The organism is Aerosakkonema funiforme FACHB-1375, from assembly GCF_014696265.1.
Classification (GTDB): Bacteria; Cyanobacteriota; Cyanobacteriia; order Cyanobacteriales; family Aerosakkonemataceae; genus Aerosakkonema; species Aerosakkonema funiforme_A.
Window position 1 is genome coordinate 1 of sequence record NZ_JACJPW010000176.1, and the last position, 11,929, is coordinate 11,929.

Annotated in this window: 9 protein-coding genes and 1 rRNA gene; 5 read left to right on the forward strand and 5 right to left on the reverse strand. The window is 40.7% G+C overall.

Going from position 1 to position 11,929, the window contains the following annotated elements:
- Positions 1-147: 147 nt before the first annotated feature.
- The 3 genes from H6G03_RS35325 (at position 148) to H6G03_RS35335 (ending at position 7,023) form a co-directional block, all read left to right on the forward strand.
- A complete protein-coding gene (locus tag H6G03_RS35325; RefSeq protein ID WP_190475286.1) occupies positions 148-1,332 on the forward strand; it encodes a tail fiber protein in 1,185 nt (394 codons plus the stop codon).
- A 224-nt stretch (positions 1,333-1,556) separates the two neighbouring features.
- A complete protein-coding gene (locus H6G03_RS35330) occupies positions 1,557-4,994 on the forward strand; it encodes a DUF6603 domain-containing protein (protein ID WP_190475288.1) in 3,438 nt (1,145 codons plus the stop codon).
- Between the two features lie 103 nt (positions 4,995-5,097).
- Positions 5,098-7,023: a hypothetical protein gene (locus tag H6G03_RS35335; protein WP_190475290.1), complete on the forward strand. Its 1,926-nt coding sequence runs from the start codon at positions 5,098-5,100 to the stop codon at positions 7,021-7,023.
- A 215-nt stretch (positions 7,024-7,238) separates the two neighbouring features.
- On the opposite strand, the gene rsmD is transcribed toward H6G03_RS35335, so the two are convergent.
- Positions 7,239-7,784, reverse strand: coding sequence for a 16S rRNA (guanine(966)-N(2))-methyltransferase RsmD (rsmD, locus tag H6G03_RS35340; protein ID WP_190475292.1), 546 nt, complete (start codon positions 7,782-7,784; stop codon positions 7,239-7,241).
- Positions 7,785-7,882: 98 nt separating this feature from the next.
- Between rsmD and H6G03_RS35345 the strand changes: the two genes are divergently transcribed.
- Positions 7,883-8,203 carry a LysM peptidoglycan-binding domain-containing protein gene (locus H6G03_RS35345; RefSeq protein ID WP_190475294.1) on the forward strand — a complete coding sequence of 107 codons (321 nt, stop codon included), beginning with the start codon at positions 7,883-7,885 and terminating at the stop codon, positions 8,201-8,203.
- Positions 8,204-8,321: 118 nt separating this feature from the next.
- Here the strand turns inward: H6G03_RS35345 and hisH are convergent, their stop codons facing one another.
- Positions 8,322-8,957: an imidazole glycerol phosphate synthase subunit HisH gene (hisH, locus tag H6G03_RS35350; protein ID WP_190475296.1), complete on the reverse strand. Its 636-nt coding sequence runs from the start codon at positions 8,955-8,957 to the stop codon at positions 8,322-8,324.
- Positions 8,958-9,008: 51 nt separating this feature from the next.
- On the opposite strand from hisH, the gene H6G03_RS35355 reads away from it, so the two are divergent.
- Entirely contained in the window at positions 9,009-9,536 is a 528-nt protein-coding gene (locus tag H6G03_RS35355) for a pyroglutamyl-peptidase I family protein (protein WP_190475298.1), read from the forward strand.
- A gap of 21 nt (positions 9,537-9,557) precedes the next feature.
- Here H6G03_RS35355 and H6G03_RS35360 read toward each other — a convergent pair whose 3' ends face one another.
- The 3 genes from H6G03_RS35360 to rrf form a co-directional block, all read right to left on the reverse strand.
- Positions 9,558-9,992, reverse strand: a complete 435-nt coding sequence (locus H6G03_RS35360) for a hypothetical protein (protein ID WP_190475300.1) — start codon at positions 9,990-9,992, stop codon at positions 9,558-9,560.
- 214 nt (positions 9,993-10,206) lie between these two features.
- Complete coding sequence (locus H6G03_RS35365) at positions 10,207-11,544, reverse strand: hypothetical protein (protein WP_190475302.1); 1,338 nt, start codon at positions 11,542-11,544, stop codon at positions 10,207-10,209.
- Positions 11,545-11,821: 277 nt separating this feature from the next.
- Positions 11,822-11,929, reverse strand: a 5S ribosomal RNA gene (gene rrf / locus H6G03_RS35370); the annotation flags it as partial.

Sequence of the window (11,929 nt, forward strand, 5' to 3'; positions counted from 1 at the left end):
CTATGTAACCGTTGGTTTTTGACTGCCTGCCCTTTAGGGGGCAGGCAGTCAAAAACCAATATTATAAAGGCTTTGGCAATTTTTGGAGATGTCTAGTGGACTTTTATCCCTAAAAATGCTGATGTATTCTTAGCAGCGCAGCAGACTATGTTAATTAATCTGACTGGTATTGTGACAGCACATCCTACAGGGGAGGCTAATCTCTATCTCCGCTATCGGTATCTTCCGGGTTATAAAGATGGGCAATTTACTTGTCAGATTGAAAAAGCGCCTTTAGTTTTTGATGATAAAAAGGTGGGTATTGGTAAAACTAATCCAGCAAATATTTTAGGTGTAAGCAATGATATTACCTTGGACGGTAATCTGAATTTTGGCTCAGAAACAAGACAAATGATTAATTTATGGAAAAGTGAATACGCGATCGGTGTACAAAGCGGTACATTCTATTCCCGATCATCTAAAAACTTTGCTTGGTATAAAGGTGGTACTCATGATAATGAGCTATTAAATCCAGGTGGCGGCACAGTACAGATGGTGATAAAAGACAATGGTAATGTAGGTATTGGTACTGATTCTCCTTCAGTTAAGTTAGATATCAATGGGGATACCAATATAACAGGATCTCTTAATTTTGGCTCAACCCAAAGACAGATGATTAATTTATATACAACCAGTGCTGGAATTCAATATGGAATTGGAACACAGCGTAAGACAGCCTATTTCCGAACATCAGAACACTTTGCTTGGTATAAACTTGGTAGTCATAATGATGATGAATTACAAGCAGGTGATGGCGGCACAGTACAGATGGTGATCAAAGACAATGGTAATGTCGGTATTGGTACTGATTCTCCTTCCGCTAAGTTAGATGTAAAAGGACGTATTAAAGATATCACTGGATATTTAGTACCAGTAGGAACCATCGTTCCCTATGCTGGTTCAACTGCTCCTGACGGATGGTTTCTGTGTAATGGCGAATCATTTGACGATAATATATATCCAGAATTAAAACAGGTGCTTGGAAAAAATCAAGTTCCCAATTTAAGTAATAAATTTATCGTCGGTGTTGGAAATGGCTATTCTCTTGGCGATACAGGTGGAGAAGAAAAGCATCAATTAACAATAGATGAAATGCCAAGGCATAATCATGAAAATGGCGACTTTAAATGGCTTTTAGAAAGACCTGGTACTAGCACTTATAAGGGTGGTGTCGATAGCGATCAACATGAGCCACGACTAACAACCTGTCGTGAGATTCAACCACAAGGAGGAGGTGTAGCTCACGAAAACCGACCTCCTTATTATGCACTCAATTACATCATTAAAGCATAATTGGACATTTGTTAGGTAAGTGTCTAGTAGTCCCGTAGGGTGTGCCTAGTAGATAACTTGTAACCTTGAGAAATAATTGAAAATATGCCCACCAATTTTACCTTAAGTCAAGGTGGGCAAGACAGAAAAGTTATCTTACTCATCGACATTTTTAAGTGCTTGCCCACCCCAATCAATTTTTCTCAAAATTGTACAAATTTTAACCATATTTAGGAGAAAAAATTATGCCAAATATCAATGCAGATATCGTAGCAGGTCTTGAAACAACACAGCAATTTATTGACTTAGTTGGACTCGAATTAGGTCTGGCGGACGATGATAGTTTAAACTCCATTGGTGTTTTTACCCTTGATGCAGCCAGCGTGACGATTGATGGTGAAAACTATTCCTTTGAGTTGGGAGTAACTATCGCAGTTGACCACGATGAAGAAGGAGAAGCTACTCAAGAACTAAGTGGAACACTTACTATTGATGTTACAAAACAGAATCAAATATATAAAGCTGTATACAAAGGTCAAATCACCATCCCGACTTCCGATACAGATAATCTGATCTTTGATATACAATATCAAGCAAAAACCGAAGTTGGTCAAACTACAAAATTAATTGTAGGACAATTAAATACTAAACTAGAACAAAATATAGGTAATGTCAATTTCGCTGATTTATTCAGTAAAATTTCGCCAGAATTAGGAAACTTAGTTCCAGAGGAATTATTAGACGGATTTAGCCTGAATCAAAACTTGTTATTTGTGATTAAAGTTTCCGATACATCTACTACACCGACGAAGAAAAAAATGATCTTTGGCATTGGCTTTAATAACAATATTGGCTTTAATAACAATATAGCCTTTAGTGAAATTCCTCTAATTTCTAATCAGTTACCTGCTGATATTTTGACAAGTCAATTTACTATTGAATTAATACTTTCTCTACAAAAGTTCGAGCAAAAAGAACTGAAAACCATCAACGGTTTTCTGCAAGAACTAGGAGCGGGAATTAAAATACAACCCCCAAGTTCCAGCGCCAATGAGCTTAATCGGGGCGCTAGTATCGCCGCCTATTTTAACATAGGAGGGTATATCAGAGCTTGGTTAACACCCTTAAAGCGCCGCACAGGTAGCGGTAGCATTACAGGTAGCGGTAGCATTAGTCCCAGTCCGGCTCCTTCTGGTGCTAGTTTAGCGGCAAGCAGACAATTTTCATCACAGAGTCCTATTGCTAGTCCGACTTCCGAACAGCCCATTGTTGTCAAATCATCACTCACAGCAACAATATGCCAAAGATTGCAGAGCCTTTTAAAATGGCTAAAAGCCAAATTTGGGATACAGTCGGATACTTTACCCCAAACTGAAGAATTTTCATTAAAACCACAGGCTGAAATCTGGAATCCTGGTAGCCGTAGTTTCGCTCAAAGTGAAGAATTGCCAGTAAAGCAGCGTACTGCAATCAGGAATATTGGTACCCGTTTAGCGCCTAGTGGAGAATTTCGACTGGTTGCTTCCCCTAGAACTACCACACCGGAAGAAGATACCCCTATTACGATTGCTGATAACGGTGCATGGTTAACGGTGCAAAAATCCTTTGGGACAATTCACTTAGAAAAAGTTGGATTGATTTACAAAACAGGAGAAATTCATCTCACTCCTCAATTTATCGTTCAAGTATCTGATTTTTCTTTAGTTCTAAATGGACTTTCGATCAGCACTCCCCTCACCAATTTTAACCCCCAATTTAATCTGGATGGCTTTGGTTTAACCTACGAAAAGAACAGCTTAAATATTGCGGGTGCATTCCTCCGCAAAGAAAGAGCAGACTATGAAGAATACTTAGGAATGGTAACACTGGGAATGCAAACCAAAGGCAGTGGTGGAAAACAAAAATCCCTTTCCTTATCTGCTGTGGGTGCTTATGCTTATTATGGTAATGAACCATCCCTATTCCTGTATCTTGCTGTAGATTATCCTTTGGGTGGCCCTCCAGAAATATTTGTGACCGGATTGGCAGGAGGTTTTGGCTACAACCGTGACTTGATTGTACCTCCCTTGGGCGAAATTACTGAATTTCCTTTAGTAGCCCAAGCGCTTAGTGGTGTGGGCGATTTGAGCGGAGATCCGGGAGAGATTATTAATGAACAAATCGAGAGTTTAAGTAGATATATTCCCATTTCTCTTGACGCAGGTTTTTTAGCTATTGGAATCAAATTTACCACTTATAAATTACTCGATAGCTTTGCCTTGTTAACCCTAGCGCTCAGTGAAAATAACTTTGAACTCAATTTAATTGGTATTTCTACGTTAGTAGTTCCCCCATCAACTTCTTCTAGCATCGACCCAGTAGCGGTAGTACAATTAGCCCTACAAGCACGGTTTAGTCTTGCAGAAGGACTGCTCTTAGTTCAAGCAGAACTCACCCCAAACTCTTATATTCTGTCTCAAAAATGTCATTTAACCGGGGGTTTTGCTGCTGCTTTCTGGTTTGCTGGGGAACATGAAGGAGATTTTGTCATTACTTTAGGCGGTTATCATCCCAGTTTTAAGGTTCCCACTCATTATCCCACTGTACCCCGTTTAGGTTTTAATTGGCAGTTGGATAGTCATACTTCGATTACTGGAGAAGGCTATTTTGCTTTGTGTTCCCATGCAGTAATGGCGGGAGGATCGCTTAGTTTTCGTTATAAGAGTGGTTCGGTTCATGCTTTTTTTGAAGTGGGGGCTGACTTCCTCATCTGTTGGAAACCTTACTATTACGATATTAGCGCCCGAATCAGGATTAGTGGTGGGATTGGTATTATCAGTATCAGTCTGGGAGTTGAATTACATCTCTGGGGACCGGAACTGGGAGGCAAAGCTAAAATCGATCTTTGGATCGCTTCAGCTACAGTTAAATTCGGCGATCAAGGTTCCCGCGATCCACTTCCTATTGCTTGGGATGAGTTCAAATCTTCATTCTTACCTCAAGATACAGAAATTTGTAGCATTGCTGCTAGTAAGGGCTTAGTTAAGCAAATAACGCGAGGGGAAGAGGAAATCTGGATTATCAATCCTAAAACCTTGGAATTGGTGACAGATAGCTTTATTCCCTCGAAAAAAGCCTTTACTTGGGAAAAAGAGGAATCCATCGAGACTAATACAGGTTTTGCTATTAATCCGATGGGTATTAATAGTGATGAGTTAGAGACAACTCATAAGGTCACAATTAGTAAAGATGGAAATTCTGAAGATGCTAAAGCCAAGTTTAGCTTTGCACCTGTCACCAAAGCAGCGCCTACTGCAATTTGGGGAAAACCAAATCTGACAGATAAAGGGCGCTTAAAATTGCCTGAAGTGAATGGACAGCAATTTGAAAATGGCGTTTTCTCTGGTTTTCGTATTATTCCTGCCGAGTCGCCTAAAGCGGGTGAAAGCAACTCGATTGGGGTTGAACATTTACAGAATGAAACCTCACTCATTGACGATCGTTATAGTTGGCAAACTTTAGAAAAATTTGTGGCCAGTCCAGATTATACAGAGGAAATCGAAAAACGCGATCGCATTCGGGAAACTATCACAACTAACTCACAACGGGATGCGTTATTGCAAGCATTAGGATTTGCTCCAAGTCAAGTGCAAATTGATAGTGCGATCGCTGATAGTTTTGTTTTTGCTCCCCAAGTTAAATAAAACCCTAAATGTGGGAAAGTTTTCAACTACACTCACAGACTGAAATCTTCTCCCACATTTCATCATTGCCATCAACGATTAATCCTAAAAAAGGAGTCATTTTATGTCTAATACCACCGGAACAGTTAAATTTATTCAGTTTCATCAACCGCCTCTAGAAAGTGGAGAATACCAGATTAAAATTGAGCAAACAATTAAAAGTAACGATAAAATTCCCTCACAAACTTTTACCCGCGAACTTACTTTTGCCGTCACGGGAGAACGTTTTGGGCCTCTCTCTCCTGAAGATATTTATGCCGTTTTTCCTCCATCCGATAGCTTAGGAGAACATTCTAATGTACTGCCCCATATTACGGTTAAACGGAGTACCCTTCCTTGGGAACGTTACCCCGGTGAAAATGATCAAAATTTGCCTTGGTTAGTCTTACTTTTATTCCGAGAAACAGACTTTGAACATGAGTTCGATCGACCCAAACCAAAAAGCATTACCCTTCAACAATTAATCGCAGGGGAAGCTAACATTAAATTTCCTAACATTACACTTGAAGTCGGACAAAAAGGGACGGAACAAGTCACCGTAATTGATGTTAAAAAGAAATATCTAAAAGATATTTTACCTACCAACGCAGACCTGGCTTATCTTGCTCACGTTCGCAAATTAGAAGACGCAACCCGTAACTTTTCTGGGGATGAATTTGCCACGATTATTTGTAATCGTCTCCCAGAACCTAATGGGATCAGTACAGTGCATTTAGTATCTATAGAAGGACGTTATATAGATGCAGATAATTTTGATTATATGGGAGCGGTAGATGAGGATTTAATCCGCTTTGTTAGTTTAGCTAATTGGAGTTTTGCTTGTGTAGATCCCGAACAAAGTTTTAGCCAATTAGTCCAGAAACTTAACCGTAATCCTAGTTTCCCCAGACTTCCTCAAACTGAGAATCAAGAAGCAGAAAAATTCCTAGCAATGGGTTACATTCCCTTACCTCATTCTCTAAGACAGGGAAGTCAGACGATCTCTTGGTATCGCAGTCCTTTAATCCCGGGGATGAACGAGGAAACCTACAATTTTCCTGTCAAAGCATCGGATGAATTATTGCGTTATGATTCTACTTTAGGACTCTTTGATACTTCATACGCTGCTGCTTGGCAATTAGGGCGAATGTTGACTCTACAAAACCAAGGATTAGCCATTGAATTATTTAACTGGAAACGAGAAAACGCCCAAAATCTCAAACAATTAGAAGATAATGTCATTAATAATTTACCCTTGCGCTCTCGACAAATTCGACCAGCACAATCAATCCCAGAGAAAATAGAAAAATGGTTTAAAGGATTAGAGTTATTGCAGGGAATCCCGTTTAATTATTTAGTTCCCGACGAAGGGTTACTCCCCATTGAATCAATTCGTTTCTTTTGGGTAGATTCTTTATGGGTAGACTGCTTACAAGATGGTGCTTTTAGCATTGGTCGAGTTACTGAAAACAGTGTAGAAGAAGATCGAAAAATCCGTTCAACTCGTCGTGGTTTTACTCGCGGTATAGAGCAGAAAATTACTGGCATTATCATGCGATCGCAAGTTGTCTCTGGTTGGCCTAATTTACTGATTGATGGTTATGATAAAGCCGTCGCAAATGTAGATTCTATTGACCAAACTCAAGTCAACCTTTTATCCCTATTACGGATGGAAAAATTAGCCAAAGATGTGTTAATTTGTCTGTTTGAAGGAGAGGTCAAAACCGTTGATATTCACCTGCAACCAGAAGGGATGCACTTTGGCTTAGATGCACCGACAAAACAGTCTCCTGAATGGTCAAAAAATTTAAGAAATATTAACGGCGAAGCGACTGACATTTTAATTTCACCGATTCCTTGGAATAATGAACAAAAAGAGGTGATAAATTTAGAAGGACTAGCGACAAAAATCCAAGAAAAGTTACCAGATATCGGTGAATTTACTTCCGGTCAATTTGCTTTACAAATGATTGAGGGAGTCCAAAAAGTCAGGTTTGTAATTAACGAGTGAAGCTTCGATCTTTTTTGCTTACTTTAGCTTCAGCCTCAAACTTCTGTTGGGGTCGTGCGCCTACGGCGCACCCCCCGAACTTTTACAGACAAGCGAAATTTTTACGAAAGATTAATAATTTACTTTTAGCAACATTATCAACAAAGATAATCTAAATTTAGATTGTTGATTAAAAATGTGGTTAATGGATATAAATAGGATGACATTTAATAGATCTAACTCATTGGTATATAGAATGTCAAAGCTGTGTTTCCATAAACTTTTTGGCGGCAAATTTTGACAGATAAAATGCCGTCATTTAGGCTGCGATCGGGACTGTGTTCTACTGCTAGTTCGCCGTCTTCATCTAATAGTTGATATTGGGCGATCGCCTCTATTACCGAATCATACAAATCGCTAGCATAAGGGGGATCGAAATAAATGCGATCGAACTTTTCTGCTGACAGGGTTTTCAATCGCTGCACAACATCTCCTCGCAATACCTCAAAAGTTTGTCCGGCTTGTGCTACCTGTTGCCAGTTTTGTTGGATAATCGAACAAGCGCGACTGGATTTTTCAATTCCCACCACGTAACTTGCACCTCGACACAAAGCTTCCGCACCCATAGAACCGCTACCCGCGCACAAATCCAGCCAGCGACAGCCTTCTATTGTTCCCTGCCAAATATTAAAGACTGCCTCCCGCACCCGTGCTAAAGTAGGTCGAGTGGCTTGACCCGGTAAGGTTTTCAGTAGACGATTGCCGTAGATTCTCAAACTCATAGTAAAAAAGGAAAACAATATTAATATTTGCTGCCCAACTCGGACTAAGGTTAAATATTTTATTGATCAGGAAATGACAAATCGATCGGGAGAGATTTATGACTCAGACATACATTGTCAAAAAAGGTGAAACTTTGGCAGATATAGCCGAGATGTTCTACGGAACTCGCAATTGGAAACCAATTTACGATGCCAATCGGAATGTAATTGGGCCAAACCCTAACGCGATCGTACCAGATCGACAACTTCTCATTCCCGACTTGTACACTGTCCAAACTGGAGACACCCTCGCACGAATAGCCAAAAGTTACTACGGAAATCCCTATGACTGGCCGCGCATCTATAAGGCAAATCGCGATCTAATTGGGAACGACCCTAAGAAAATTATTCCCGGACAGTTACTTGTAATTCCCGGTTAGGGTGTCCCTCACGTATTCGCGGGATGATACGAAACCCGGTTTCTCTTCTTGAGGAAACATTATTAGCAGGAGTTGATATTTAGTCAAAAGAAACATTTTTTTACTCCTGCTGTTTCCACTAAGCCAGAACCGGAGTTTGCACTTGCGCCACAAAATTAGAGAGTATTTGCAGTCCGGTGGTGGAAGATTTTTCGGGGTGAAATTGCACTGCCATTAGGTTATCGCGTGCGATCGCAGCTGTCACTGTTTGTGTACCATGAGTTACACTAGCGGCGCAGACTTTGGGGTCAATCGGATCGACGTAATAGGAGTGGACAAAATAAACCCAAGGGTGAGATGATAAGTTTTGCCACAGCGATGCGTTTGCTTGGGTAATCTCCAGTTGATTCCAACCCATATGCGGTATAGTCAGTCCGGGTTCGCTGCGAAACCGCCGTACCACACCGGGAATAATGCTTAAGCCTGGTTCTTTGCCTTCTTCGCTACGATCGAATAAAATTTGCAAACCCAGACAAATGCCTAAAAAAGGTTTCCCGGAAGCAATGGCGTCTTTGATCGGTTCTACCAGATCGCGCGATCGCAATTGTTGCACAGCTGGGTCAAAAGATCCCACCCCCGGTAACACAACTGCATCCGCCTGCGCGATATCTGCTGGTGAATCCGTTATCTTAGGAGTTGCACCCGCTTTTTCCAACCCTTTGCAGACGGAGTGCAGATTCCCCATGTCATAATCCACAATAGCGATAACTGACATTTGACCCCTCCCCTTATTGTGTGCCGATCGCTGTCTTTATTTTACTTCTCTATGTCTAAAAAAATCCTGCTGACATCTTTTACTACTTGGCTGCCCCATCAAAAGTCTAATTCATCCGATAATTTATTAATAGAAATTGCCCAAACGGGACAAAATAATCCTTCTCTTGCTACATCGCATTCTTTAACTTTTTTAAGGCATTTACCAGTAGATGTAGAGAAGGCAAGCAGCCGTGCGATCGCGCAAATAGACTTACTCCAACCCGATATTATTATCTGTTGCGGTATGGCAGAAAAACGCCGAATACTCACCGTAGAATCTAATGCTAGCTTGGGTAATCATCTCATCGAAACTTGGGTCGATGTCCCTAAATTAATCTCAGATTTAAAGGTAACCGAAATTAGCCACGAAGCTGGTAAGTTTGTCTGTGAAGCACTTTATTATTCTGCCTTGAAATATCTGCGCGATCGCCAACTTAACAGCCGCTGTGTTTTCGTTCACGTTCCTATTATAACCCCAGATAATTTATCCGATATCAGGGCAGATTTTTCAGAAATTATCAACAGGTTAGCAATTTGAAAATAAAATAACATTCCTTACTTAAACTGTAACCACTTCCTTAACAACAGCTTTTGGAACTTCTTCCTTATCGGAAACAGAGATATTTTCGCCGAGCTTTTTCGGCCAAATATGAAAACCGCCCTGGTAGTAGGGTGGAATTACCCAAGTACCCCAAATGCCGTTTTGGTCAACATAACCGTCGTAGAAAACAGTATGAGAGGGATAACCTTTATTCATCCAACAGCGCAGTTTTTCCTTATCGTAATTTCCCCGCCAAGTAAAGCGGTTAACATCGTCAATACCGCTACCCCTAACGCTTCCCTTTTTAAAAGTAAGGGTAAAAGACATCATGTGCTTACGAGCGTTTGGGCCAAATTCATGGGTGTAAAACCCTTCCCACTCCCCACTTGGAAATAAGGAATGAGTTTCCAGATTTTGTTCTGCTTTAAGCGAGTCGTCCCTGTCTTTTTTCATAGCCACAATCGGGCAATTTGTCTTTTCTAATCTAATCCCTCACACTCCCAAGCGGCAATAGTTAATAATCCGCTCAAAAATCTCAAATTATTGCTCATACTCAACATACATCTTCCATAAGGGAGAAACATTTTTGCCAATCTTTCTAGCGCTGGATCGTACTATGTCTGCACAAATGCTTCTCCCCTACTCCATCTCTCGGAGTTAAAAATTTTTACGTCCCAAAACCCTTACCTTCTTTCTTTTTAACCTTAGACTTTGAATTCGATTTATTAACTTCCGCTACGGCTTCTTCAAACAGATTGTGTAAATGTAAAGGGACGCTGGCAATTTCTGGTAACTCAGGTTCCAGCGGTTTATTAAATTCCTGAAGCACAGAATCTAAATCGGTTGTCAGATTAAAATTAGGACGACCCAAAATTGTTTGCAATGCCTTTTCTAACTGGCGTGGATACTGTTGGGCCAAATGATGCCACACGAAGACATTAATTGTAGGTTCTTCCAAATAGTAGCGAACCAATTTTTCTGCATTAGGAATACTCTGCCAGTCTTCTGCTTCCAGAATTTGCTTGAACTTAGTGTAGGTTGGTAGCAACATTTGTCCCCAGCGAGTATGAGCCAGAACAGTCACCTGTTCGGCTTTTTTCAGATTGTCAGGTAACTCAACTTTAGGCGTTACCATTTTGCTGTTTCCCTTACTGCCAAATAGCTGAGCGACTGTTTTTGAGTCAGCACCCGCTTCTTCTGCCGCAGCTTTAATTTCTGCTTGTGAAATGCCAGCTTCATCAGCTATTTCTTCCAGAGATTTCGATTCATTAATGCCTGCTTCTGCCAGTCGTCGTTTAGTTATTACTTCTTGAAATTCAGTCAGCTTTTTGTTAAGCTGATACCCAGGTATAGTGACTTCATTGCTCCCAAAAAAATCAATAAAATCCTGGTGATATTGCTCGACAGACTGCCAGGCTTGCTCAAGCAAATCTGGCGCATCCCTGTAAAGATGTTTCTTGTGATTTTGCTTAAAGTTACCAATTGCTACTGCCAATTTAGGTTTGCCTAAATTACCCATTGGCAAACAAGGCCCAGAAAACATCCAGTAGCTATCGGTAACCGGAGAAATCCGGGTCAGTAAAATTTCACCTTGTTTAAAAGAAGCCATTTCCTCTTGCGTGCGAGTATCATTTGGCTTCACTATGTAATGTTTGGCTGTGAGCCAGTTCATTAGCTCAAAGCCATCTGGTAAAATTTGATTAACGGCAAATAAACCAAGAAAGCTGTGTCGCCAGTTGTTGAGGAGAGTGCGATCGCTTTGAGATAATTCTGGCTGACTTTCCAAAAACAAATCCAGCGGCGTCTTATCCCCGACTTTCCCCTCACATAAAAAACTATCAATCAGCAGCTTTTTCTCGAAAGCCGCATCATAGCGATTATTTTGAGATTTTGCATTAGCGGCGAAGTAAGACTCCAGCGCAACTGCCAATTCCCCTTCAGCGTCAAGGACAAAATCAATTAAATCCTGTTTAAGTTGACGCGATCGATCTAATATGGCATCCACAAGCTCACCTCTGATTCCACTCTTCTAGGGTAATCGACACTAAGGTCAACAATGAAAAATTTGCTCTAAATATATCTGCCGACTCAATTTGACAATTTATTCCCAACGATGTAGCAAACATACCAGATTTTTTCAAAAAGCCGCGTCCTTTGGGAACGGAAAAGAGAGTGCAGGCTGTAGCTTGTGCGATCGATTATCTAAATTATTAGTATATTACACAAACAAAAACAAAATATTACTCCTTGATTAAGGGAGTAATATTTTGCTTTGATAATTAACCTGGCACCGAGCTATTTTCCCAGGCAGTGACCCACCAAGTATCTTCGCCGCAGCAGCGTTTCACCTCCGAGTTCGGGATGGAGTCGGTGTGGTTCCACCGCGCCAG

Coding starts and splice junctions, on each gene's coding strand:
- H6G03_RS35345 (WP_190475294.1), top strand. CDS start 7,883: ATGACTCAGACATACATTGTCAAAAAAGGTGAAACTTTGGCAGATATA.
- H6G03_RS35355 (WP_190475298.1), top strand. CDS start 9,009: ATGTCTAAAAAAATCCTGCTGACATCTTTTACTACTTGGCTGCCCCAT.
- H6G03_RS35360 (WP_190475300.1), bottom strand. CDS start 9,992: ATGAAAAAAGACAGGGACGACTCGCTTAAAGCAGAACAAAATCTGGAA.
- hisH (WP_190475296.1), bottom strand. CDS start 8,957: ATGTCAGTTATCGCTATTGTGGATTATGACATGGGGAATCTGCACTCC.
- H6G03_RS35335 (WP_190475290.1), top strand. CDS start 5,098: ATGTCTAATACCACCGGAACAGTTAAATTTATTCAGTTTCATCAACCG.
- H6G03_RS35325 (WP_190475286.1), top strand. CDS start 148: ATGTTAATTAATCTGACTGGTATTGTGACAGCACATCCTACAGGGGAG.
- H6G03_RS35330 (WP_190475288.1), top strand. CDS start 1,557: ATGCCAAATATCAATGCAGATATCGTAGCAGGTCTTGAAACAACACAG.
- rsmD (WP_190475292.1), bottom strand. CDS start 7,784: ATGAGTTTGAGAATCTACGGCAATCGTCTACTGAAAACCTTACCGGGT.